This window comes from Psychrobacter sp. TB15 (genome assembly GCF_000511655.1).
Taxonomy (GTDB): domain Bacteria; phylum Pseudomonadota; class Gammaproteobacteria; order Pseudomonadales; family Moraxellaceae; genus Psychrobacter; species Psychrobacter submarinus.
The window spans coordinates 125,323-149,409 of sequence record NZ_AYXN01000043.1 but is presented as its reverse complement, the minus strand read 5'-3'; the positions used below and the strand labels follow the sequence as shown (position 1 = coordinate 149,409).

The 24,087-nt window shown below is 44.8% G+C and carries 20 protein-coding genes; 6 read left to right on the top strand and 14 right to left on the bottom strand.

Features of this window, described 5'->3' with window-relative positions:
• The first annotated feature begins 65 nt into the window (after window positions 1-65).
• Together W234_RS0113515 and W234_RS0113510 are read left to right on the top strand one after the other, a co-directional pair.
• Window positions 66-1,231 (top strand): IS3 family transposase gene (locus W234_RS0113515; RefSeq protein ID WP_156923945.1). Its coding sequence is split into 2 segments (ribosomal slippage): window positions 66-321 and window positions 321-1,231, totalling 1,167 coding nucleotides; the frame shifts between segments, so codons are not numbered across the junction.
• A gap of 184 nt (window positions 1,232-1,415) precedes the next feature.
• Entirely contained in the window at window positions 1,416-1,862 is a 447-nt protein-coding gene (locus tag W234_RS0113510) for a PACE efflux transporter (protein ID WP_025647445.1), read from the top strand.
• A gap of 543 nt (window positions 1,863-2,405) precedes the next feature.
• On the opposite strand, the gene W234_RS0113505 is transcribed toward W234_RS0113510, so the two are convergent.
• Window positions 2,406-3,203, bottom strand: coding sequence for an enoyl-CoA hydratase/isomerase family protein (locus W234_RS0113505; protein ID WP_025647438.1), 798 nt, complete (start codon window positions 3,201-3,203; stop codon window positions 2,406-2,408).
• Window positions 3,204-3,532: 329 nt separating this feature from the next.
• Between W234_RS0113505 and W234_RS0113500 the strand changes: the two genes are divergently transcribed.
• Window positions 3,533-4,354, top strand: coding sequence for an alpha/beta fold hydrolase (locus W234_RS0113500; protein WP_025647436.1), 822 nt, complete (start codon window positions 3,533-3,535; stop codon window positions 4,352-4,354).
• Window positions 4,355-4,461: 107 nt separating this feature from the next.
• Here the strand turns inward: W234_RS0113500 and W234_RS0113495 are convergent, their stop codons facing one another.
• The 4 genes from W234_RS0113495 to W234_RS0113480 all read right to left on the bottom strand — a co-directional run bounded on the left by W234_RS0113495 (window position 4,462) and on the right by W234_RS0113480 (window position 8,868).
• Window positions 4,462-5,526 carry an HpcH/HpaI aldolase/citrate lyase family protein gene (locus W234_RS0113495; protein ID WP_025647435.1) on the bottom strand — a complete coding sequence of 355 codons (1,065 nt, stop codon included), beginning with the start codon at window positions 5,524-5,526 and terminating at the stop codon, window positions 4,462-4,464.
• Window positions 5,527-5,612: 86 nt separating this feature from the next.
• Window positions 5,613-6,776: a cysteine protease StiP domain-containing protein gene (locus tag W234_RS0113490; RefSeq protein WP_025647428.1), complete on the bottom strand. Its 1,164-nt coding sequence runs from the start codon at window positions 6,774-6,776 to the stop codon at window positions 5,613-5,615.
• A 14-nt stretch (window positions 6,777-6,790) separates the two neighbouring features.
• Complete coding sequence (locus W234_RS0113485) at window positions 6,791-7,621, bottom strand: HAD hydrolase family protein (RefSeq protein WP_025647426.1); 831 nt, start codon at window positions 7,619-7,621, stop codon at window positions 6,791-6,793.
• A complete protein-coding gene (locus W234_RS0113480; protein WP_025647424.1) occupies window positions 7,618-8,868 on the bottom strand; it encodes a phosphoribosyltransferase domain-containing protein in 1,251 nt (416 codons plus the stop codon). Before W234_RS0113480 ends, W234_RS0113485 begins: the two co-directional genes overlap by 4 nt.
• Before the next feature lie 439 nt (window positions 8,869-9,307).
• Here W234_RS0113480 and W234_RS0113475 point away from each other — a divergent pair, with 439 nt between their 5' ends.
• Window positions 9,308-10,504, top strand: a complete 1,197-nt coding sequence (locus tag W234_RS0113475; protein ID WP_025647422.1) for a sugar transporter — start codon at window positions 9,308-9,310, stop codon at window positions 10,502-10,504.
• A 34-nt stretch (window positions 10,505-10,538) separates the two neighbouring features.
• Here W234_RS0113475 and W234_RS0113470 read toward each other — a convergent pair whose 3' ends face one another.
• Window positions 10,539-11,666: an ATP-grasp domain-containing protein gene (locus W234_RS0113470; protein WP_025647420.1), complete on the bottom strand. Its 1,128-nt coding sequence runs from the start codon at window positions 11,664-11,666 to the stop codon at window positions 10,539-10,541.
• Window positions 11,667-11,905: 239 nt separating this feature from the next.
• Here W234_RS0113470 and W234_RS0113465 point away from each other — a divergent pair, with 239 nt between their 5' ends.
• A complete protein-coding gene (locus W234_RS0113465; RefSeq protein ID WP_025647418.1) occupies window positions 11,906-13,174 on the top strand; it encodes a TerD family protein in 1,269 nt (422 codons plus the stop codon).
• Window positions 13,175-13,269: 95 nt separating this feature from the next.
• Here the strand turns inward: W234_RS0113465 and W234_RS0113460 are convergent, their stop codons facing one another.
• The 3 genes from W234_RS0113460 to W234_RS0113450 form a co-directional block, all read right to left on the bottom strand.
• Window positions 13,270-13,881: a TerD family protein gene (locus W234_RS0113460; protein ID WP_025647416.1), complete on the bottom strand. Its 612-nt coding sequence runs from the start codon at window positions 13,879-13,881 to the stop codon at window positions 13,270-13,272.
• A gap of 115 nt (window positions 13,882-13,996) precedes the next feature.
• Window positions 13,997-14,749 carry a TIGR00266 family protein gene (locus W234_RS0113455; RefSeq protein WP_025647414.1) on the bottom strand — a complete coding sequence of 251 codons (753 nt, stop codon included), beginning with the start codon at window positions 14,747-14,749 and terminating at the stop codon, window positions 13,997-13,999.
• 176 nt (window positions 14,750-14,925) lie between these two features.
• The gene (locus W234_RS0113450; RefSeq protein WP_025647412.1) at window positions 14,926-15,501 is read right to left on the bottom strand and encodes a TerD family protein; all 576 of its coding nucleotides are present in this window, start codon (window positions 15,499-15,501) and stop codon (window positions 14,926-14,928) included.
• A 328-nt stretch (window positions 15,502-15,829) separates the two neighbouring features.
• Between W234_RS0113450 and W234_RS0113440 the strand changes: the two genes are divergently transcribed.
• Window positions 15,830-16,495, top strand: coding sequence for a 7-cyano-7-deazaguanine/7-aminomethyl-7-deazaguanine transporter (locus W234_RS0113440; RefSeq protein WP_025647410.1), 666 nt, complete (start codon window positions 15,830-15,832; stop codon window positions 16,493-16,495).
• A gap of 140 nt (window positions 16,496-16,635) precedes the next feature.
• Here W234_RS0113440 and W234_RS0113435 read toward each other — a convergent pair whose 3' ends face one another.
• From W234_RS0113435 to W234_RS0113415, 5 genes are all read right to left on the bottom strand, one after another.
• Window positions 16,636-17,706: a DUF475 domain-containing protein gene (locus W234_RS0113435; RefSeq protein WP_025647408.1), complete on the bottom strand. Its 1,071-nt coding sequence runs from the start codon at window positions 17,704-17,706 to the stop codon at window positions 16,636-16,638.
• Between the two features lie 329 nt (window positions 17,707-18,035).
• Window positions 18,036-18,611: a TerD family protein gene (locus W234_RS0113430; protein WP_025647405.1), complete on the bottom strand. Its 576-nt coding sequence runs from the start codon at window positions 18,609-18,611 to the stop codon at window positions 18,036-18,038.
• A gap of 182 nt (window positions 18,612-18,793) precedes the next feature.
• Window positions 18,794-21,082 carry a bifunctional 23S rRNA (guanine(2069)-N(7))-methyltransferase RlmK/23S rRNA (guanine(2445)-N(2))-methyltransferase RlmL gene (gene rlmKL, locus W234_RS0113425; RefSeq protein ID WP_025647403.1) on the bottom strand — a complete coding sequence of 763 codons (2,289 nt, stop codon included), beginning with the start codon at window positions 21,080-21,082 and terminating at the stop codon, window positions 18,794-18,796.
• Window positions 21,083-21,232: 150 nt separating this feature from the next.
• Complete coding sequence (locus tag W234_RS0113420) at window positions 21,233-22,420, bottom strand: mechanosensitive ion channel family protein (RefSeq protein WP_025647401.1); 1,188 nt, start codon at window positions 22,418-22,420, stop codon at window positions 21,233-21,235.
• Between the two features lie 110 nt (window positions 22,421-22,530).
• The gene (locus W234_RS0113415; RefSeq protein WP_025647398.1) at window positions 22,531-24,036 is read right to left on the bottom strand and encodes a dihydrolipoyl dehydrogenase; all 1,506 of its coding nucleotides are present in this window, start codon (window positions 24,034-24,036) and stop codon (window positions 22,531-22,533) included.
• Window positions 24,037-24,087 lie beyond the last annotated feature (51 nt).

Below are 24,087 nucleotides of genomic sequence, written 5' to 3'. Positions count from 1 at the left end.
TGAGCTATGCTGAAGAAACCGTAGAGGTAAACTTGGTAAACTAAGCGTATTAATCGGAGTTTACCATGACCAAGAAAGTAAGAACCTACAGTGACGAATTTAAAGCTGAAGCCGTCAAGAAGATAGCGGATAACAACGGCAATATTTCAGCGACCGCAAAGCAACTTGGCATCGCCATGCAAACGCTATCCAACTGGCAGAACAAAGCTAATCAAGGCAAGCTTGTAGGAACAAAGCAGTATGACCCTGAACTTATGAGTGCGCTTGAAGAGGTAAAACGCCTAAAGCGACAGCTTAAAGTTGCCGAAGAGGAGCGCGAGATCTTAAAAAAGGCGACGGCGTACTTCGCGAGAAACAGTTAGTCAGGTACGCCTTTATCAAAGACAACCAGTTCCTCTTTCGCATCACCACTATGTGCCGTGTGTTAAGGGTTAAGCCATCAAGCTATTACGACTGGCTAAGTCGTGATCTCAGCGACCAACAGATACATCGCAACCAGTCTGAATTACTGGTTAAAGCGGCTCACAATGAAACGAAAGAACGTTATGGCGCAGATCGACTGCATGCTCATCTAAGCGAGCAAGGCCATAACATTAGCCTGTATATGGTAAGAAGCATCAAAGAGCAACACGGCATTAAATGTCGTAGTCATAAGCGCTTTAAAGTCACCACCGACTCCAATCACAACAAGCTGGTCTATCCAAACGTGCTCGATCAGAAGTTTGACACCAGTCGCCCTAACCAAGCATGGGTAAGCGATATTACCTATATCTGGACACATGAGGGCTGGTTGTATTTAGCGGGAGTCAAAGACTTATATACCAAAGAGCTGGTCGGCTATGCGATCAACAAACGCATGACCGCAGATTTGGTCTGTCGCGCATTGAACATGGCCATCAGGAATAAACGTCCAAACAAAGGGCTAATCGTTCATTCAGACAGAGGCAGTCAGTATTGCAGTCACGCCTACCACAAGACCATTAAGCAGCATCAATTTATAGGCTCAATGAGCGGCAAAGGCAACTGTTTCGATAACGCTCCGATAGAAAGCTTCTGGGGCACATTAAAGAATGAGCTGGTATATCATCAAGACTATAAAACAAGGTTCACAGCCATCAATGATATTATCAGTTATATCGAGCTGTACTACAATCAGACGAGGATTCAAAAGGGTTTGGGCTATCAATCGCCAAGACAGGTGTGGTTTGATTATTATCGTCAGGCTGCGTAATTAAAATCTCCCAAGTTTATGTGTACGGATTTGACGGCAGGGGTCAAACTGATTTCTCTCACTATCTTCTGTATAATATAAAGGCAGGCGGAAACCGTGGCTCTGCACTTTTTTACTTTTGCTATCTCGGGACGGACCGAGACTTTAATTATGCACTTATCATTTAGGTGCTTTGGAGTCTTGGTTGATTACTTTATCCCCTCTCAAACGTCGCCTTGTATATGTGACTGTCTTTGAAATCATCGCGATTATCTCATCCACTTATATATTGATGATGCTCAGTGGTAGTGATACCGCAGAGTCTTTGCCAGTGGCGGTGATGGTGTCATTGGCTGCCGTCATTTGGAATTTTATATTTAATACTGCCTTTGAGGAATGGGAGCAGCGCCGGCAAGTGACTAAGCGCACGTTACTGATACGCAGCATTCATGCACTAGGTTTTGAGGGCGGCTTGGTATTGGTTTGCTTGCCAATTTATATGACTTGGTACGATGTCGGTTTGCTCAAAGCCTTTACGATGGAGGCGGCGTTACTGCTGTTTTTCTTGGTATACACTTTCATTTTTACTGTAATCTTTGACAAGGTTTTTACTCTACCGCATCAATATAAAAGCGCTTCTACTTTTCAATAAATCATAATGTATAAAATCATTGTGAAGCATCTTCTATTTATGGGAATTTAGAAGAGTAAAAGGCTACCTAATGGTAGCCTTTTTGGTTATATAGTCGAACCACTATTAAAGTGTTACGGCGTTAGACTCGTTTAGCCTACTACTGTAGTACTTGCACTCGTCTGCCTTGTACCACTTTTAATATTGATTGACTAGGGCGTGTTGAACATTCACAAATGCGCACTGCTGATCGCTACTAGTTAATCAAAGCTGTGTTCTAGTCGTCGTTAAAATTGCAGGTAATGCTTATTGCATTGGCTAGCTGATTTTATTTAAACAGTCACAACGACTAGGGCGATTTTAGCATCAGCCCTAACTACAACAACAGGGACAGGACTATTTTTTGCCGCTTTATTGATAAAAATAGACGCTTAGAACGACTAAACTTACCATTTTTATCTGCAAATCGCCTAAAAAATAGTCTCTGTCAGTGCCATGGTCGAATGTTCAACACGCCCTATATTAAAACTACTAAGGTGTAAGAAACAAACTAAACTAGACGTTTTACTTACCCTGATAAACCGGCTTGCGTTTCTCCATAAATGCCGTAATCCCTTCTTTAAAGTCGTCGGTCTGAGCCATGATGTTTTGTTGCTCGACCTCCATACCCAGCGCTTCGTTAAGTCCTGAAAACGCATGAATGTTGATCATGTGCTTCATAGAGGCCAGCGCCTTACCGGGTAGTTGGCTTAAACGTGTGGCTAGGACGTTCACTTCATTGTCAAGTTCCTCGGCGCTGACCACTTTATTGACTAAGTCTAATCTTGCGACGTCATCGGCTTTAAGCTTATCACCAAGCATCACAAGCTCGGTCGTTTTCGCCGCACCAACCAATTGATTGAGTAAATAAATACCGCCTGCGTCAGGGATTAGGCCGATATTGACAAAGGCTTGCACAAATTTGGCATTATCAGCTGCGATACGAAAGTCACAGGTCAGCGCTAAGTTCATACCTGCGCCCGCCACCGCGCCTTCTAATTTGGCGATGATAGGTTTATGGATATTACGCAACTTTAGGCTGACCTCAGCAACTTCGCGCAGCATAAAATCAAGCTTAGCCACGAGCGCTTCTGACTCCATACCGTTCTCTAGCATCTCGCCGATATGACCACCACTAGAGAAGTTATTGCCGCCGCCTTGTAAGACGATCACGCGTACTTCATTATCTTGATCTGCCTTATCAAGCGCTTCCATAATCGCACCTTTCAACGGCGTACTAAAAGCGTTCAGGGTTTTGGGATCGTTCATAGTGATAGTGGCGATGTGGTCGCTTACTTGATAATCGACAAGCGCTTGTGACATAAGGGTCATCCTTGTAATCGTTAGGGGTTAAGTAAATCTAACTGACTGGCAATGAGCTAACCAATAGCTCAATGCCAGTTACTAATGCTACGGCTAATACTCAAGCTAATTACTATAGCAGGTTAGTGGGCGCTCTAAAATATGATTTAGTGCACCTCTGCGCCATCTTTAGTAGTCGATACAAGCTACTATTTACAAATATCACTACTAAACTTAGGCGTTGTAAATTATGCTAATTATACGAAGTTAGACATAATGATATGCTCATTTGAACATTCGTATAGAGTTACGCATAGATTCAACAGTCACCACATAAACAAGGAAGAGTTATGCCAACGATTACAGTAAATAATGCCGACATTTATTATGAAGACAGCGCGCCCAATGATCATCAAAAGCCCGTAATTGTCTTCGCTCATGGGCTGCTTTGGAGCGGTAGAATGTACGACAAACAAGTCGAGCATTTTAAAAAGGACTATCGCTGTATTACCTTTGATTTTCGCGGACAAGGGCAGTCGCAGATTACCAAAGACGGCTATGATATGGATAATTTAACCAAAGACACCATTGGCTTACTTGACGCGCTAGATATCGATAAGTGTCATTTTGTTGGCTTATCTATGGGCGGGTTTGTGGCGCAGCGTATCGCGATACACCATCCTGAGCGCTTATTGTCGCTATCTTTGCTTGAGACTTCAGCGGATGCTGAGGATCCCAAAAACGTCCCTCAATACCGTAAATTAATGAAAGCGATTCGCTGGCTTGGTATGAAGCGGGTCAGTCAAAAGGTGATGCCGATTATGTTTGGCAGCACCTTTTTACAAGCCAAAGAGCGTAAGGCCGATCGCAAAGCATGGTTATCTATGCTGCAGAGTAATCGTAAAGGCGGCACGGTTAAGGCAACAACAGGCGTAATCGATCGCAAAGGAGTCTATGAGCAGTTAGGCAGTATCCAAACGCCGACTTTGATCATCGTCGGTGACGAAGATGCGGCAACCCCTTATGATAAGTCGGAGCGCATGCACTTTGCTATCGATGGCTCTAAGCTTGCAGTGATTAAAGGTGCGGGTCATACCTCAACTGTTGAAGAGCCTGAGCAAGTCAATAGAGTATTAGGTGAGTTTTTGGATAAGATTGAAGGCTGGTATTAATCAGTAGGCAGCCGCTTCAAAGACAAAAGCCGTTATCGAAAAAGATAGCGGCTTTTAGGTTTTTTTATAGTCAATTGGAATTGTTTTAAGCTATCAGTTAGAGCCAATTACAGCCGTGAGCTATACTCTGTATTGTTATTATTGATGGTGCCAAATACTTTTGCACGATTAATAATCTCTGTCGCCCAAGCGCGGTGTGTGGCTGGCTCCAGCATAGTATTGTTATATTTAAATACGGCTTTGGCCTCGCTATGGAGTATCGCTTGCGCCTCATCTAAGGTGCTCGCCGGTACGCAATACGCTTGCTGTACTAAGGCAATTTGATTGGGATGAATGACGGTTTTACCCACCAAGCCTAAGCTGACATCGCGAGTCAACTCTTGCATAAATAGCGTAGGCTGGTCTAAGTACTCAAATACCGGCGCGGTCAAATAAAAGCCATGCGGTACAAAGCAGCCAAGCAGCTGATAAGCCAAAGTACCGATAGGAGTGTCATAGACGATACTGTTCTTAGGACGGCGCAGACGTAACGCGGCAAATAGGTCATTACCGCCGATACGCAAAGCAAAAACAGGCTGACTGAACGCTTCTTTAAAGCCAATGGCCAGCTCTTGATTATGATGCGGATTAAACAGCGCCGCTGTCTCCAAAGTCGGCATTAGCAGCTGGTCGGTGCTGAGGTTCTGACAAGCCATGCGCCAATTAGATAAGCTGCACATATCTACCTTTGGCATCACAAAACCATCGAGCAGTTCAATATGCTTATAATGTGCCAGCTTTTGTAGCATCATCGGATTACGCGGACGCACAAACACTAAAGGACGCGTCGGCTGCTCTTGCTTATTGTTCTGAGGCGTCGAAGGGTCATTGATACTATCAATATGCGCCGCCCAAGTGTTGAGCAGCTCTTGCAGTCTTTGTAGTGCTAGCTCCACATCATCATGGCTGACGGCGTCCTCAACACAAATAATAATACTATTAATCGTCGGTAATTTATCCCGCTTGATGACTTGCCAGATATCTTGCCGAGTCGCTGGCATATATAAGCTTGCGCCTAACTGATAAGGGTGATGAGTATGCGGCTTTAGCAAAGCGTGGCGCTCAGTGATGAGGTGCTCATAAGACTGCGTGTAATTATATAGGTTTGACTCATTATTAGAATTATCTGGCATAGTCGGTATCATAATTAGTTAAAGAGAGTATAAGGGGTAAGAGAAATCGCGGAAATACAAAGCGCTGAGGTGCTGACACGTTAAGCCTAGCTAATGCGCTTTTTGATAAGGGTAATCGCTTGATAAGGTAATATTTTAGCACCTAATATGCTGATTTCAATGTCTCTATCATGGCATAAGTGTCGTAATAATGTGGTGTCAGGATGATCGGCGCTCGCCAGTAAGATACGGTCAGGATCGCGGCGTAATATAGCGCGAGTCGCCTCGGCTATCGTCGGTTTGATGCGGTTGCGGTTACCGATATTGTATTCTTTGGCTATTTTATCGACAATGCTTTGGGTGCTATATCTAGGCTGCGCAAAGGTCGCTAAATGCTCAGGTGTTGTCGTTAAGAGGTGCCGCGCTGACTCAATATGCTCGATAAAGGCTAAGCTGTGATCGATAGCGACTAAGTTATCATAAAAAATAGCGCGATGTAGACCTGACTTTGGATCAGTATAAAGCGAGCGCGAGATCAATCCAGATACCGTACTGTTTAATAGTCCAGATGGTATCAGCCAGTCCTCCTCGCTCGCAGCTAACCAAGCGACGCCAGCGGGATCGGCAAGGGTAAGTAGCGGTATAACACTCTCACCTTGATGAAAAATGTTAGCAAAGTTGACGTGGTTATCATCATTAAATGGATTCAGGCTACGCGCTAGCTCTTGATAGATAGCGCCCTTGCCGGTCCAACCATCAACGAAAACGATAGGGCTATCAGGATGGCTGTCCAATATGAGCTGCAAGGCGACTGGATCAAGACCACGATCGCGAATGATACTCATGCCATAGTGTTTAGATGGCAAGGCATAAGCGCTATTTGTATTCGCTAAAGCGCGCTGTAATAGCACACCAATAGGCAGTCCGGCTCTGACTAAACTGACTAATATTAATGGGTTTTCGCTACTAACGGTTTGTTTAAAAGTCTGCTGTAAGGAGTAAGCTAAATTAGCAATATCGCTAGCCATGCGCGCTTTACCTTGCTCAAGCGCTTGCAGATATAGCTGCTCATGCTTAGCAGTTGGTGCTTGCTCTAAGGTGAGCATATCGGAGTAGTGCCGCTGCCCACTTTGGATCAGCGCTTCTTTTTTGCTGACCGGTACATCAGCGACCGCGTCTTTGTCAACGACATCTAGGAGCACCGTGACATCATCAGCTAAATAGCTGCCTGAGCCAAATCTCTGTAAGTCTTTTGTTCTAGCTTTCGTCATTGCAGGCTCTATAGTTATTTTAAATGTTGACGATTATATTGATCATGTAGCTGACCATGATTGGGCATCCCGTACCAGTCTAGTAGCTGCAAAAACGGCAAATCGGCTAAGCTATCGCCAAAGCCAAAGCTTGGCCTGCTGCTCTCTAAGTGCTGCTCTAGCAAGAACTCTACCGCATGACGCTTGTGCACAGCATGCGGCAAAATGGCTAAGTTATTTGCATTGACATGCACATAGAAGTCTTGATCAAAGTTTCGTATCAATTTAGGCAACTGCTCAGCGAGCTGTATCAGAGCTTGATGATTTTTTTGCGCGTGTTTGATAGCAAGATAGATGGTCAGTTCTTTGTTTTCAGTGCCGTTATTAAAATGATCCGTATGCGCGGTAAACTTTAAATGGCTGTTGTCGCTGCTGCTGTGCTGAGTAAATAACTGGCTTAGCTGCCCCAGCTTCTCCTGCAAGGGCGCAAGCTTGCTATACATGCGCTGCTGCCACTGCGTCTCAAGCTTGCCATCTTGAGTTAAAACAATCGCCCCGTGAGTCAATACCTGCCAACTATCAAAGGGCAGTCTCACCCGTTTGATCTCTTCGCGATCGCGGGCAGTGACCACTATCAACTCAGTACTCGTTAATAACCAATTAACAAAGCTTGCTTGTCGCTGACTCATAAAGCTCAGCGGCTCGCCCTGTTTATTGACACTCGCGCACACTAAGTTTTCAGATTTGGACGTTGGCAAATTCCAAGCATCTATTTTGCGCTGCGTCTGAAATAGCGTATCGTCTAAATCCATGAGCGCGTAGGGCTTTATTATATCAGGACTCGCTTGAAAGAAAGAGATAGTCATAGATCTGCCCCTACAACCAATACATTATCTAAACCTTGCCACATACTATCCACGCTATCGCTAGCGGTCTCTACACATAGCACAATCAAGTCCCAGTCTTTTGGCTCAACATTATAGACAAAGTTCGTCATACCAAGGCCATAGTTATCATGGAAGCTGAGCATCGTGTGAATAGCGCCGCCTAATGCAATGGGCGAGCGCGTTAATGCGCTGAATTTAACCGTTGAGTTTTGGCTGACCTCTTTGGTTTTAGCCTCCAGCCACTCGGCTAATAAAAACGGTAACCAGACAAACTCATTGCTGCCTAATACTAAAATCCGCTTGGGTAGCTTACCTTTATCAAAATTCGGCTTATCATCAAAGTATGCAAAAGCTTGCTGGAAACGCTCTAAGTAACCGTCAAAGCCATCCGTACTATCCAATGTTGGAAATCGTCCCCAATTGCCTGTATTACCCAACGGCTGCGAGCCTGCCTCGGTGGTATCGACCACGGGCATAGTGATAGGCTCAGGGTTCGGCGCGTCTGTCCACTGCCAAGCGCCTGATAATAAATGATGACGTTGAAAGTCGATATTAGGCATGCGAGTAGAGATGTGGTCACCGTCGTCAGTTGCCTCTTGATTGAGTGACCAATCCACCAAAGTCGTCAGATGCACTTGTTTTAACTGGCTTAGACCAGCGTGACGTAGTGCGGTCACTACATTGACACAGGTATTACCAGTTGAGGCTTCATCATCGACCATGATTAAGGTTCTGCTGGCGAGGAGCTGCGATTGTATGTTTTTATCGCGACTTTGATAAATCAAATGCTGGCTGGCATGACTATGATCTTCGCTAAAGGTAGTGAATAACGCTTCGTCATTGTCTTCGTTATGCTGAGCGTGACGGGTAGAGTTTAGTAGTAAAGCATCTGGGTAGCGCGTTTGTAGCGCTTGATGCACGCCTGCCGATAGTCCTACCGCCGTTTCTGCCATACCAACGACCAAAATAGGCTCAGGTAGATTATCCGGTACTAAGTTTGCCAAATCGGTAAAAGCGCCGCGCATGATGCTAGGCGCGACAGGAATATGGCGACCTAAGACCTTGGAGACAAATAAGAATGCCCGTTTGGGATTGATCCGCTGCGCAAAGCCAAGCAAGTCTTCGAGCTGATATGTATTATCATTTTTGTTATGAGTCTGATAAGTGAGATCTAGTGCGCCGCGAGGCAGAGTAATAATGGTCGTACTTTGTGGTTTAGCTGACATTCATATTCCTTAACCTAACTATTTAAAGCGGTTTTTATAGTCGAGATTTTGTCCCATTTATCTAAGGGTTTGATTTCTTATTTAACGGCTTGTTGAAGTGCTTTTTGACTTATCACTACTGCTTACAAATCGTCGTAACTTTGTTTACTAAATTAAGCTTGCTTAGTGACGAGATTACGATTAAATTCCCCTAAAAAAGTAGCTGTTTTTAGCGTTCACTTTTACTCTAAACTCTAAACCAAAAATATATTGGCTCAGCATTTTTTATCAACATATATCAATTACCAATAGAATGTCACAGTGTTGGTGTTTTTTACAATAGTAACGAAAGAGATGATAGTTCGGTGATGCTATAAGCCTAACGGTCTATCTTCCTTGCGCTATTCCTTTACTTATTGGGCCAATATTACCATTTTGGCTCCCCTATAGAGTAGATTCTATGGAACCCCCTCCAGAGCCCAATTCCGCTTCTCGCCAAAGCAAATATTTTCAAGTGATATTAATGGGGGTGAGCGCCTTTGTCGTCAATACGACTGAGTTCGTGCCTGTGGCACTATTGAGTGATATTGCTCAAGATTTTTCGATTACGACTGCAGAGACAGGCTGGATGCTGACGCTCTATGCTTGGGTGGTTGCCGCTATGTCACTGCCACTCATGCTGCTGACCAGTCGCCTCGAGCGTAAACGTTTGCTGCTTGCTCTATTTGCTGTATTTATCGCCAGTCACGCGCTATCAGTGTTTGCTTGGAGCTTTAACGTACTGCTCATCAGCCGCGTGGGTATCGCACTCTCGCATGCGATATTTTGGGCGATTACGGCTGCGATAGCCCTGCGAGTCGCACCGCAAGGCAAAAAAGCTTTAGCACTAAGTATATTAGCGACTGGCACATCTTTAGCGCTTGTATTAGGAGTGCCTATAGGACGCATACTAGGTCAATGGTTTGGCTGGCGTACCACTTTTGCCGGTATTGGTATCATCGCTTTTATCGTCTTTATTTTGCAAGCTAAGCTACTGCCAGATCTGCCTAGTATGTTCGATGGCTCCTTTAGTAAGCTGCCTGAGCTGCTTAGAAACCCGCTGCTCATTTGTCTTTATTTATTCTGTTTTGTGGTGTTCACTGCTGACTACGCCGCTTACTCATACATCGAACCTTTTATGAGTAAGATCGGCACTATTAGTGAGAACCAAGTCACCTTTATATTACTCTTGTTCGGCGGTGCTGGCCTTATCGGTAGTTATATCTTTAGCCACTGGAATGAGCGCTCAACCACAAGGCTTATGCTGATATCTACCGTATTGATACTGGCGGCGATGATGCTGATGTTGTGGGCGGTCAGCTCGATCTGGCTACTGAGTATCGTGACGGTGGTTTGGGGCACAGCGATGATTTTGTTGATGCTAACCATTCAGTCTAAAGTCATCGAGATTGATGTTAATGCGCAAGATATGGTCATGGCGATGTTCTCAGCGATTATCAATTTAGGCATCGGAATGGGCGCGCTACTTGGCGGTTACGCGGTGACTTATATCTCCTTATCGAGCGTGGGCTTTGTCGGTGCGGCGATAGCAGCCCTTGCTCTAATAGTGATGGTATATATGGTTAGGCGCTTTCCTGAGCTGAGTCATAATAGCTGAGATAGTTTATCTTTTTGCAAGCACGCTACTGTCCTTATACATCTGTTTCAACCTTGACGCTCGTCACGATAGAACGTATCTGACAAGGAGTGATTTGCTCAATACTATCACTAAGTTTTGGCTTGTCGGTTAAGCCGAGCCAATAGCCAAAGCCGATTTGGGTTAGATCGATACCACTATGGGCGGTGTAGCCAATACCGCCAGAGGGGCGAGAGTTAATCTCTAACACGCAGTGCTGCCCCTCGTCATTCTGTTTGGTTTGTACGCTGACGATACCATCACAGTTAAAGGCTTTTATGAGCGCAGTGACGACTTCCATCACAGCCTTGTCGTAGCCTATGTGCTGAATTTTGCCCTCTTTGTAGCGGGTGACTGCCGCCAGTACCTCGCCATATTCACAGACCACATCGATAGAATACTCGCGCCCTGATAGATAGGGCATAAGCAACATAGGAATAGGGCGCTTGTGTACCATTTGGCTATTGGCGTAAGCGTTGACAAATTGCTCAGTGCTAATCTTTTTGCTGTCGGTGAAGTATAAATGCTCAAAGCTATCGTACTGACAATCGCTATCGAAACCTGCGTCTAGTCGCCAAAATCCTTGCGCGAATATGCCCGTCACAGGCTTTACGCATAGTCTTTGTTGGCTATGTTTAGCGAGCAGGGCTTCGAGCTCAGCGGTCGTATCAAAGCGCCAAGCGGTTGCCACAGGAATGTTATGTGCAAGGCAGTGCTGCATAAAAGCAAACTTATCATCGATAGTCTCAAGCGCCGTAACGCTAGTGGCTCCGGTTAGTAGCCGGATACCAGCTTGGGTAAATAAGTCTCTATGCGCCTCATAATCGCGACTATTGCGGCCAGTCAGCAGTACTTTGACATGGTTTTTCTTAGCCTGTTCTAGTACGAACTGCCAACGCTCAGCAGGGGCTGGGTTGATGCTTATCTCTTTACTGGTTGCTGCTTTATAAGGCTCACGAAAGACAGTATCAGCAAACTCAAATATCTCAGGACGGTCCTGGCGATGTGAAGCGATTATGGTGAAAGGTGTTATAGATTGCGCCTTAAGCGCTTGCAGACTCTCAAGCATATCGCGCTGGCTCGATTGTCCTTCAGCAAGCCAAGCCGCTGTTATTGGTTCACTGCCATTCATTTTATTAGCCATAACACTGTCCATGATTGCCAAAACTTTAAGAATACTTGTGGTTATTATATACAAATACGCTGACTGATAACTGCTTGTAGTGTGCTCATTTTTAAAATAATTTTGCCCAAAGCTAAGCGATAAGTCGCTATAAAACTAGCCTCATATCCGTGCTAGTATATAATCATCTTCAAGTGAATCATCCACAAATGGCTTTCGCAGCTAGCTAAAAAGACGACAAATAGTAAAAGGACAATATAATGAGTCAAACCCAGCCGCAAGAATTAGTAGCGGGTGCTAATGCGCCGCTGCCTAATGACAATATTAGCATTCGTATTTTGAGTCATAACGCAATCGATTGCGCCGCTTATCGCCTAACTAGTAGCGGGAAAGTACGCGGTGACGGTGACATGATTTTTTATGGTCAGACGCGTAGCGATGATGGAAGCGTCAGCTTTCGCGGGCACGATAGCGATGGATTTTTTGATATTAACCTACCTGCACAAGCCAATGAGATTGAAAAAATTGCGCTGGCTTTTTCTAGCAATCAGACGCTCTCGCAATTAGGGGACGTCGATATTCAAGTGTTACAAGGCAGCCAAGTGCTAATAACTTGTCAGCTGAGTAGCGCAGGCCGTGATGAAAAAGCCATTATCTTAGCAGAGTGCTATCGTCGTCAAGGCAATTGGAAGTTTCGATTTATCGCGCAAGGGTTCAACGGCGGTCTGAAACCTTTATCTGAGCATTTCGGAGTAGAGATTGCTGATGAAGCACCTGAACAAAATCAGAGTCAATCACAAGCCATTAACACCCAAAAACCTAATCGCAGTACCCAAAGTAATGGTAATCAAAACACTGCTCAAAGCAATCCGCCGCCGATTCCAGCAAGCCCGTCAGTGAATCTAAGCAAGATTACTTTGACCAAAAATCAATCCAGTATTAACCTTACTAAGCGTGATGACTTCGGTAAGATAGCGGTCAATCTGAACTGGAATCAACGTCCGAATGCTGATAAAGCCGCGCCAAAAAAAGGCCTATTAGGAGATTTATTTAAGCAGCGCGGTTCAGGTGGTATCGATCTCGATATTGGCGCGATGGTGCATTTAAAAAACGGCGAGAAGACCCTAATACAAGCGCTAGGCAATCGCTTTGGTAACTTAAATGGCTCACCTTTTGTATTGCTGCGCGCTGACGATAGAACGGGGCAAGTCAGCGATGGCGAATGGCTTGATATCAACGGTCAGCAGTGGTCGCAAATCCAAGAGGTGTTTATCTTTGCTTTCATTTATGAGGGCGTGCCTAATTGGGCACAAACCGATGGTGTAGTGACGATACATGTGCCCGGGCAGCCGCCAATTGAAACGCGATTGACCGAAGGCGCGGGGAGTGCGCCGATGTGCGCAATTGCACGGCTCGTCAATCAGCAGGGCAGTATCAATGTCGAGCGCATTAACCAATACTTCAATGGACACAAAGAGATGGATAAAGCCTTTAATTGGGGTTTTAGCTGGAAGCGGGGTAGTAAATAGTAGTGGGGCAGAGTGAATGTTTGGAGCTTATAAAACAAACAGCCTAGCTATCTAGTATAGCTAGGCTGTTTTTTTGCAAAAATTCAAATTGACTTTTAGGCATGCGGAGCGATAGCAGGCATTAAGTCATGGAAGGTGCGGCCAGAAGCGGTCTCACCGATAGCATGCATTTTCCACTCATTATTATGGCGATAGACTTTTGCCATAATCATCGCGGTGTGTCCGCCTTGCGCTGAGAGGTTATAACGCGCTACCTCTGAGTTGTTACTAGCATTGACGATACGGCAAAAAGCATTTTCAACAGTCTCAAAAGTCTGACCGGTAAAGCTATTGACCGTAAATACTAAAGAGGTCACAGTAGCTGGAATTTTGGATAAATCAACATTGATGACTTCATCATCGCCGTCGCCCGCGCCAGTACGATTATCACCGGTGTGCAAGATACTACCATCTTTGGATTGGAGTTGACCGAACCAAATAGCATCGACAGCTTGCTTGTTGCTATCGAACATAATGCACGAAGCATCTAAATCGATAGTGTCTTCGCTGCCGCTACCGCCGCCAAATAATTTACCTAACAAGCCAGTTTTTTGCGCTTGCGGTGCTTGCGCGACATCCCAGCCGAGGCCCAGCTTGACTTGGGTCAGCGTGCCGCCTGCTTCTTTACTTAAGGATATTTTCTGTCCCTTTTGTAGACTTACTGCCATATTGTATTCCTTTTAGTCGTTATAAGTGTGTTTATAAAAGATAATAGCGACTCATAATATTATAAATAAAGCACTATAGTGAAATTGAGGGCTGCGTCTTGTCTTCAGCTTCGACTTATAGGATATTATCCAAAAAGCCGCCACCGCCGCCGCGACCACCTGCATTGCTACCTAACACGCTTTGAATCCAGCCTTGATAGCTGTCACGGTTACGTGAGCAAATAATGACTTTACCTGAGCCTGAGAAGTTCAGCACCATACCTTCGCCACTGGTGACAGAGTTGATGATATTACCCATAAAGCCTTTCTTCTTACTGGTCGAGACCGAGAGCTTATACTCTAAATTAGAATCCCAGCAGACCACGTGACCATTATCAATGATGACATCTTTACCCGGCTCCACTTCAATCTCAAATAGCGAACCAAAGCCTGAGACCACGACTTGGCCTTGACCTTGAGTTTGCATTACCATAAAACCGCCAGTGTCGCCAAATACCGCACCGCCAAGGTTACGCTGAATATTGGCTCTGATATCGACGTCTTTTTGCGCAGCCACAAAAGCGCCATCGCTTAAGGTATATTGCTGCGCGCCAACATCGAGTATCTGCATGTCGCCGTCGAGCGTAGGGGCGAGCAGACAATCGCCTTCACCGCCTGTGGCCTCAATCTGCTGCTGAAACAGCGATTCATCATTGGCAAAGCGGCGCATGAGCGACTGCATAATACCGCCTTGAAGCTTGCCTTTTAATTCAAGATTGGACTCCATCATGACCATAGCATTGGCTTCACAATAGATCGAATCGCCTTTTTGCAGGTTGCAGTGCAAAAAAGGCTCAATGGTACCTATTAAACTAAAAGTCGCGGCCATAACGAATAAATCCTTAAGCTAGTCGTTTAACTGATCATTTATTTTTGCTATCAATGATATGAAGAAGATGGACGGTTGATGAGTGAATAAAATTAAAGCCAACAAACACGGATAATCATCGCACTTGCTAGCTTTAATAGAGAATACTTGCTGCGTAAAGGCTTGAGAATCTAACCTTAGACGTTCACACCATAAGAAGACGCTAATGGACCTAAACCGCCGCTAAAGCCTTGACCGACAGCGCGGAATTTCCAGTCGCCACTGTGACGGTATAGCTCGCCAAAGATCATAGCCGTCTCAGTACTACCATCTTCTGATAGGTCGTAACGAGCGATTTCGCTATTACCATTGTCATTGACGATACGGATATAAGCTTCGCCTACTTGACCGAAGTTTTGATTACGGGCTTGGCCTTCATAGATAATGGCACAAACGGCGACTTTACTGACATCCGCTGGAATGTTGGCTAAGTTGATTTTGATTTGCTCATCATCACCGTCACCTTCGCCAGTGCGGTTATCGCCAGTGTGCTCAACGGCGCCATTGTCTGACTTTAGGTTATTAAAGAAAATAAAGTCTTTATCATTACGCACTTTACCGCCTTCATTGACCAAAAACGCGATAGCGTCTAAGTCAAACTCTTGACCGTCGGTGGCGCGAGGATCCCAGCCAAGACCAACAGTAATGTTAGTAAGGCCTGGTGCTTCTTTTGATAAGTTGACGTTACCGCCTTTTGTTAAGCTAATAGCCATAAAGTTGTCCTTTTCGTTATAAATAAATGATTTATTAATGAATTATAAGATGATGCATTATTTGCTAAGCCTAGATGCGATGCTGCTTAGCGTTACGTTTTACTATACTAAGCAGGTACTGACTACGCAAGTCGTATTTTGTGGTTATCTGTTTACAGAGCTGTCTTAAGATTATCTATGTTAAGCATGTTTAGCTTTTCATGAAGGGAGTTTATCTAAAGCCGCGACTTAACATTTTTTACCCTAACGGCTTTAGCTATTATCGCTTTTGCTTTATAATATGCGCGCTCAGGTTCCCTCAACCCTGAATTAAAAAAAGGACTCTTCTATGAGCATCAATTCTATTTCAGCCATTCCTACGCAGTCCATTGATTATAGCCGTGCTTTATTTTGGCTTGTGGGTCTCCACATCTTTATCATCGCTATCAGTAATTATCTGGTACAAATCCCGGTTGGCTTCTTTGGTTTTATCACCACTTGGGGCTCGGTGACTTTTCCGTTTATCTTCTTAGTTACTGATTTGACTGTACGTATCTTTGGTCAGCAGTTGGCCAGGCGCATTATCTTTTTTGCGATGCTGCCAGCCCTAGCAATCTCGTACTATTTCTCTGTGGTATTTGCCAACGGTCAGTTTGTCGGGCATGAGCACTTGCTTGATTTTAATCTGTTTGTATTTCGCATTGTGTTAGCCAGCTTCACCGCGTATGTGGTCGGGCAGCTACTAGATATTCAGGTCTTTAATAGACTACGCCAGCTTAAAACTTGGTGGATTGCGCCTTTGGCTTCCACACTAATTGGAAATCTAATCGATAGCTTTTGCTTTTTTGCTATTGCCTTTTACAAAAGCCCAGACCCCTTTATGGCGGCAAATTGGGTCGAGATCGGCACGGTAGATTATGTCTTTAAGATGGTGATGGGCGTGCTTATATTTTTACCACTATACGGTGTGATTTTAGCAAAGCTACAAAAGATGTTGTCCGGAAAAGAAAAGTAAGACTGAGCAAAGAAGAAAAGCCGGGCAAAAGGTATCAAAGAGCGGAACCATTAGATAATCCTCACGCATAAAAAGAGCTATAACGAATGATCGCTATAGCTCTTTTTTATTGTCTCAAGCGGCTAAGTTACAAGCTCTGCTTACCCCTTAGGGTTCGCTAGTGCCTCGGTTTTGCGGTACTTAAGCGAAGCTAACAGCGCCCAACCAATAAAGGCAATACCAATCAGACCCGTAATCAGCTCTGGCACATGGAATTTGACCGATAACAACATGATGACAGCAAGTGCACCAATCGCATAATGCGCGCCATGCTCAAGATAAATAAACTCATCGAGCGTGCCTTTATCGACTAAGAATATCGTCATCGAACGTACGAACATCGCACCGATAGCCAGACCCAGCATAATCACAATCACATCGTTAGTAATCGCAAATGCGCCAATTACACCGTCAAAGCTGAAGGAAGCATCAAGCACTTCTAAGTATAAGAAGCCGATGATCCCGCCTTTCATAATAGCGCTAGTCGCTTGCCCGGTGCTATTACCCTCGCTATCGAGCTCTTCTTCAAGATCGCCCTCTAGCATGCCTGAGATAACTTGCACGCCTAAGTATACTAAGATACCCCAAACGCCTGCGATTAGCACCGCTGCCGCTTGCGCCTCTGCTGCAAAGGACACCGCAATCATCAGCACAATCAGCGCGATAAAGACGCTCATCGCATCGACTTTGGCAAGTTTGGCTAAGCGGCTCTCAAGCCAATTAAACCAATGTACGTCTTTATCATCAAAGACAAAGTTTAAGAAGACTAATAATAAGAAGATACCACCAAACGCTGAAATCTCAGCATGGTGCGCCATCAATCTTGCAGAGTACTCTTCAGGGTTGTTCAAGGCTAAATCGACGACCTGCATCATACCTAAGTCGGCAGTGACAGCGACGATGACGATAGGGAAGACCAAGCGCATACCGAAGACGGCGATCAAAATACCGATGGTTAAGAAAATCATTTTCCAAAAGTCGTCCCAGCCTTTTAGGACGGAGGCGTTAACGACGGCGTTGTCAAAGGATAAGGAGATCTCCATAACCGCCAAAATAGCCGTAATCGATAGCGTGGCTATCATTCCGCCTAAACCACCGTTTGAATATCCCCACCAAGCCGCTACCGCCAAGGCAATAGCGGTGAAGATAAAATCTAAATAAAAATGTCTCATGACATATCCTGTCTTATTGCATTAAGCGAATGCTGGGTTAGTCTTGTTTAGTTGGAGTAATAGTCAGTATAAAAGCAGCTAATGATAGCTGCTTTTTTGAGAAAAACTGAGAGAAACATAAAGCATTTTGGACGGTTTGACTAGCAAAAGCTATGCTTTTTTGCCATCCACGCGCTTTCATTCTTAGATTTATTATGGTGGTGGTTCAGCAAAAATAAAGTCACCTCACACAAAATATCGGCAAAAATAGCGCACTGAACGGTACATATTTGGCATCTTAAAAGACACTTTTATGCTTGCGCAACAGCGATTTAAAATAAGCCTTAGAATTAAATATCAACGCCGTACTGATGGCACATTGCTTGCAGACCACCAGAGTAGCCTTGGCCTACCGCACGGAATTTCCACTCGTTATTGTGGCGATAGACTTCACCGAACACCATAGCCGTCTCAACTGAATAGTCCTCTGCTAAATCGAAACGAACCACTTCGGTGCCAGACTCTTCATTGACGACGCGGATAAACGCGTTAGCAACTTGACCGAAGTTTTGACCACGGGCAGCAGCATCGTGAATAGTGACAGTGACGACGATTTTATCAACGTCCGCTGGCACTTGCGTGAGATTGACTTTGATGACTTCATCATCGCCATCTCCTTCGCCAGTACGGTTATCGCCGGTGTGCTCAACCGCGCCGTTGTCAGACTTGAGCTGATTATAAAAGATAAAGTCATGATCGCCGCGTACCTTGCCGGCGTTATTTAGCAAAAACACGCTAGCGTCTAGATCAAACTCAGCACCTGAGGTGGCGCGCTCATCCCAGCCCAAACCGATTAACAGTTTATTGAGGTTCGGGTCAGTTTTGGTTAGCGATAAGTTACCGCCTTTATTAAGTGATAAAGCCATGGAGATATCCTTTTAGTCATTGTTATAGTAAATATAAATGGCAATAAATAGCCTAACCGCACGTAGTACGCTGAGGTATCGACTACTTATTAATGCTCTATCATAACAACAAAAAATGACCCAATCAAAGCTGATCAGGTCATCGTTATCACCGTTATTGTTGCTTTATTATTAACTTAAATTTAACGATGACGAATCTCAAAGCTCTGATGAATAGGTTTTTTGATATTATAATCAAAGCCTATCGTCTGATGGGTAATATCAGTCACCTCATAGCGCTCAGTGAGCTGCTCATCAAGCTCAAAACGAGTAAAGTTATTGGAGAAGTATAGAACCCCTCCAGTAGTTAGGCGGTTCATGGCGCGGTTGATAAGCGCCGCATGATCGCGCTGCACATCAAAGGTACCCTGGAACTTTTTGGAGTTCGAAAAAGTTGGCGGATCGATAAAGATAATATCGAACTGCTCGGTATTGTCTTTTATCCACTCAAAAATGTCAGCAGCGACAAACTGATACTTATGACGACTGATATCGAGACCGTTTAGCACAAAGTTCTGCTTACCCCAATCAAGATAGTTCTGTGATAAATCAACGCTAGTGACTTTTTTGGCACCAGCTAAGGCTGCATGCACACTCGCTGTACAAGTATAAGCAAATAGGTTCAGCACCGATTTATCTTTGCTGTTCGCCTTGATACGCGCGCGCATATTGCGGTGATCGATAAATAATCCGGTATCTAGATAGTCGGTAAAGTTGACATAAAAGTAAGCACCATCCTCTTTTGCGATATAAAACTTACCTTTTTTCTCACTATTGCCTTGCTTGCTATATTGCTCATTACCTGACTGACGGGCGCGAGTTTTGATAAATACTTGCTCGCGGTTAATGTCTAAAACTTCTCGAATACCCATTAGCGCCAGATTGAAGCGTTTTTTGGCGGTTTCAGGCGGAATGGTCTTTGGCGGTGCATACTCTTGTACGTGCACATAATCGCCATACAGATCTATAGCGACTTTGAAATCTGGCAAATCAGCGTCATAAGCTCGAATATTACTCACGTTTTGCTTAGCGGCTTGTTTTCTAAGCTTACCTAAGTTTTTTTGCAGACGATTAATAAAGTCTTGACCTTCCTCAACCTTAATTTCACGCTTTTCAAAATTGCTCACCAGATTGCCCGTTTGCCCAGCGATGAGCTGACCGTAGCGGAAATATACCGTTATCGCTCCGTTATGGCAGCGCAGGGTCTTCGGCTCTTTGATCGGCAAGATATCGACTTGCTCGATATGAGCAGCAAGGATACCGAGCATCGGATCGATACCACTACCGGCGAAGCTATCTTGCAAAATAAGCCCTAATGCCTGATAAAGCGGACGAATAAAGTCCTCGTCACCTAAGCGTTCACCATAAGGCGGGTTAGTGATAATTAGCGGATTGCTTAATCGGCCATCTTTGACTATCGGCCGCAAGGTGTGAGTTAATTTATCGAGTGCACGCGTCTCCAGATCGATCAGCGGTAGCAGGTCTTGTAATCCAGCCGCTATTAGGTTTTTCTCAGTTGCTAAGATAGCGCCGCTATCGGCATCAAAACCAAGTATCAACGGCAAGGTATCTGGCTGCTCAAGTGCGATAGCGAGCGCATTACGGTGACGATCTTGCGCCTCGTCAATCATCGTCTGCCATAGACTCTCATCGTGATGCTGCCACTGATAAAAACCAAACTGATTAGCGGCTTTATCGATACCAACGGCATAATCTAAATGCATCAAAAGCGCTTCAATAATAAAAGTACCAGAGCCACACATTGGATCAATCAAGGCATTGTATAGAGGGACGTTATTCTCTTTATTCTTTAGATGCCAGTCCGAGCTGTAGAGTAGGGCAGCTGCTAAGTTTTCTTTTAATGGCGCATCAGTCATTGCCACTCGGTAGCCGCGGCGATGCAAGCTGGTACCGGATAGATCTAAATACAGCTCAGCTTGCTTGTCATTGACGGTAGCAAAAATAGCGAAGTCTGGGTTTTTACTATCGACGTCAGGGCGGCTCTCATAAGCTTCGTTAAAGGTGTCGGCAATGGCGTCTTTGATACGTAGCATCGCAAATTGTTGACTGACCGCCACGCGCTTATCAACTGACAGACGTATAGCAAAGGTCTGCTCTAGGTCGAACTGCTGCGTCCAGTCTATGGACTTAGCTAGCCCATAGAGCTGTTCGGCGACATCATAGTCGCTGTTGATATTTTTACGCTTAATCAGCATCAGTACTCGAGATGCTACGCGCGACCAAAGACAAATCGTATACAGATCACGCAAGCTTGCGCTAACACTCAAGCGCCCAGTACTCTTGATATCGCTTACAATACCGAAGCTTGACAGCTCAGTTTGTAGCGGCAGCTCAAGCCCATCGGCACAGGTGATAATAAGATCGAGCATCAGCGAGGATGAAGGCTGTGCAGAAAAGGTTGGTTCGGTCATACGGATACCTGTAGCTAAAGGGCGAATCAAAGGAAAAAAAAGAGCGTAAAGCAAAAACGGTGATGTCATTTGACCGATAATTTTAACATATTTAGCACTGATATGGTCCAATGACCAAAGCGCTCAGTGCTCTATAATTATCAGTACGCCTTAATCGTTATTCTTAGTCAGAGTTATCTCATCGGAGACCAGTTGCGTGGTGGTTTCAAATGGCTTAGTCGCGATAGGATAATCGACATCCTTTGGCATCAAGAGGCGCATGTGCGGGTAGGGAGTTGAGATATTGGCAGCATCAAAAGCCACTTTGATTTTTTCTTGCAGGTCCTCTTTTATTTTGGGCATCCGGGCGACAGAGGCCGGCTTAACCCAAAAGCGAATAATAAAGAACACCCCATATTCGCCGATTTCTGCCACAGTAGCTGAAGCCTCAGGACGATTTAGTACCGCATCGGTATCCTTTAGCACTTGTAATATCTCTTCTCGCGCTTTTTCGATATCATCTTCAAAAGCGATACGCATCCGAATATCAAAGCGGATAAAGTTTTTTGAGGTGATATTGGTGACCTCAGAGGAGGCGACGTTTGAGTTGGGAATGATGACGGTGATGTTGTCGCGAGTCAGTACATGAGTGGTACGTAGGGCGATAACCACCACGCGGCCCTCGTTACCATTGATATTGACCCAATCGCCTACCTGAAAGGACTGCTCCAGCAAAATAGTAATACCGGCGATAAAATTAGCAAGCGTGGACTGCGCCGCAAAACCAACAGCAAGACCTGCAATACCTAAACCGGCAACCAAAGAGACAATGTCAAAACCGAACTGCGCCATGACGCTGGCAAGCCCGAGCACCAAAAGTAGTACTGATAGTACGTTTTTGAGTAACTGCTCGATGGAGGCGTTGAGACCATAATGCTGTAGCACTTTATGGATAATCTGTCCGGACGATGTCCATAAGATATAATAAATACCTGCCCAAATACAGGCTTTGGCAGTAGCTTTTACTGTCTCAGGCTCAAAGTTGACTTGACTCATAACGGCGATAAGGCTCGCCACTATCCAGATATAACGCAGCACTGAACGAGCGATTTTGACCCGGCGCTCATTCATGTGCAAGCGCTCACTGTTCCTTTTTATCAGATAAATCGCTAACCAATAAAAGAACCCTATTATAGCCAACAGTATCAGTATCTTAATAGCAGTACTAGCCAGCTCTATAGCATAAGCAGACCAATCTAGATTATCTTCTTCTAATGAGCCACCCAATGCCAAATAAAGACTGGCATGCAAATCACGAATGATTTCCTCAAAAAAATCAGTAATGCTAGCGATGGCCATCTTATTGTCCGTATGAGTGTGTTAATAAAGGCTAGTCTAGGGTCAAACACGCTGCTCTAAAAAACGGCTTAAACCAAGCCACTACCCTAAAAGTGTATCTTAACAGCGCCCTAAAAACCATCTTCTTGCGTGTCGAGTGATTGATAAGGGATAGCCATCTTGTGTTGAACATCTCGCAGCGCCGTACGTAATCCCTCAAGGATAGTAGGATGATAAAAAGGCGTATCAAGCAGCTGTTTTACACAGATCTCATTAGTTATGGCATTGGCTAAAATATGACCGATATATTCAGCGTCTGGGCCAACCATGCTTGCGCCTAATACTTTATCAGTCTCCTTACAACCATAAATGTGCAGCAGGCCGCAGTTGACGCCCATAATACGACTACGGCCTTGATTATCGAAGCTGACTTTACCAATCACGTATTCTAAATCTGGATCGTCTTCAATCTCTTGTTGGGTCATACCGACATTGACGATTTGCGGAGAAGTAAAGACGATGGAAAAAGGAATCGCTACCGGACGAATATAAGCATCGGTATTTTGATTACAAACGATACTACCAGCGCTATAGCCTTCATCACTAGCGACATGTAAGAGTGGAATGTTGGCATTGGCATCGCCAACGATATAGACGTCTAAATCCCCTATCTGACCGGTGTGCTTATCTAGATTTTTGGGTCGGTTTTTATCGTCAAGCTCAACGCCTAAGTTCTCCACACCTAGCTGCTTGATATTATTGCGTCGTCCAGTAGCCACTAACACCCGCTCACCTTGCCAGCGACCTTCATTGCCATCTTTATCCGTATATTCAATAAAAGCCGCTGTCTTACCATCGGTGTCGATCTTGTGACCTATCTCATTAATAGTGCTTTTGAGGTGCATGGTCAAATCTTCACTCAAGCAGTCAATAGCTTTGGCATTAATGTCAGCGTCATTTAGACCGGCGACGCGGTTTTCACGGTTGAACGCCGTCACAGCGACTCCTAAACGCGAAAAAGCTTGCGCCAGCTCCAAGCCTACAGCGCCCGTACCAATCACCGCAACAGACTCAGGTAAATCAGGCAGGTCAAATACGGTATCAGAGGTGAGTAACGTTTCGCCTAGTTTTTCTTCCCAGTCATCAGGAATAAAAGGCGAGCTACCGGTAGCAATGATGATCTTGTCCGCCTTAATACGCTCATCATTGACTTCAATCAGACCTTCTTTATTAATATAAGCGCGCCCGTTTATTTTTTTATTATCCGACCAGCTTTCGACTTGCTTTTCAATATAGCTCTTAAAATGGCTGCGTTCTGCTTGTACTCGAGCCATGACTTGTCTGCCATTGATAGTGACTTCGCTGTGAATACCAAACTCTTCTGAGTATTTAGCATCATGCGCGCGCTCAGCGGCGGCAATGAGCAGCTTGCTTGGCATACACCCTACCGTGACACAAGTCGTGGTCCAAAACCCCTCATTAATAATCACGATATCTTTCTTAATTTTACTCGCTTGGCGAAAGGCGTTTTGCCCTGCAGTACCTGCGCCAATAACAGCGACTGAAACGCTGCGCGTGACGCTATCGGAGCTTTGTTTAGACGGTTTATCAGTGAGGTTCTCAGACGATTGGTTCATAATTCTTCCTATTATCAATAACTATAATTTAACAAATTTTCTCACGGCTAG

Bases quoted from the DNA above. Each gene is read 5' to 3' on its own strand.
- W234_RS0113495 (WP_025647435.1), bottom strand. From the start codon at position 5,526: ATGCCAGATAATTCTAATAATGAGTCAAACCTATATAATTACACGCAG.
- W234_RS0113500 (WP_025647436.1), top strand. From the start codon at position 3,533: ATGCCAACGATTACAGTAAATAATGCCGACATTTATTATGAAGACAGC.
- W234_RS0113480 (WP_025647424.1), bottom strand. From the start codon at position 8,868: ATGTCAGCTAAACCACAAAGTACGACCATTATTACTCTGCCTCGCGGC.
- W234_RS0113460 (WP_025647416.1), bottom strand. From the start codon at position 13,881: ATGGCAGTAAGTCTACAAAAGGGACAGAAAATATCCTTAAGTAAAGAA.
- W234_RS0113450 (WP_025647412.1), bottom strand. From the start codon at position 15,501: ATGGCTATTAGCTTAACAAAAGGCGGTAACGTCAACTTATCAAAAGAA.
- W234_RS0113435 (WP_025647408.1), bottom strand. From the start codon at position 17,706: ATGAGACATTTTTATTTAGATTTTATCTTCACCGCTATTGCCTTGGCG.
- rlmKL (WP_025647403.1), bottom strand. From the start codon at position 21,082: ATGACCGAACCAACCTTTTCTGCACAGCCTTCATCCTCGCTGATGCTC.
- W234_RS0113470 (WP_025647420.1), bottom strand. From the start codon at position 11,666: ATGGCTAATAAAATGAATGGCAGTGAACCAATAACAGCGGCTTGGCTT.
- W234_RS0113505 (WP_025647438.1), bottom strand. From the start codon at position 3,203: ATGTCACAAGCGCTTGTCGATTATCAAGTAAGCGACCACATCGCCACT.
- W234_RS0113455 (WP_025647414.1), bottom strand. From the start codon at position 14,749: ATGGCCGCGACTTTTAGTTTAATAGGTACCATTGAGCCTTTTTTGCAC.
- W234_RS0113415 (WP_025647398.1), bottom strand. From the start codon at position 24,036: ATGAACCAATCGTCTGAGAACCTCACTGATAAACCGTCTAAACAAAGC.
- W234_RS0113485 (WP_025647426.1), bottom strand. From the start codon at position 7,621: ATGACTATCTCTTTCTTTCAAGCGAGTCCTGATATAATAAAGCCCTAC.
- W234_RS0113420 (WP_025647401.1), bottom strand. From the start codon at position 22,420: ATGGCCATCGCTAGCATTACTGATTTTTTTGAGGAAATCATTCGTGAT.
- W234_RS0113465 (WP_025647418.1), top strand. From the start codon at position 11,906: ATGAGTCAAACCCAGCCGCAAGAATTAGTAGCGGGTGCTAATGCGCCG.
- W234_RS0113490 (WP_025647428.1), bottom strand. From the start codon at position 6,776: ATGACGAAAGCTAGAACAAAAGACTTACAGAGATTTGGCTCAGGCAGC.
- W234_RS0113475 (WP_025647422.1), top strand. From the start codon at position 9,308: ATGGAACCCCCTCCAGAGCCCAATTCCGCTTCTCGCCAAAGCAAATAT.
- W234_RS0113430 (WP_025647405.1), bottom strand. From the start codon at position 18,611: ATGGCTTTATCACTTAATAAAGGCGGTAACTTATCGCTAACCAAAACT.
- W234_RS0113440 (WP_025647410.1), top strand. From the start codon at position 15,830: ATGAGCATCAATTCTATTTCAGCCATTCCTACGCAGTCCATTGATTAT.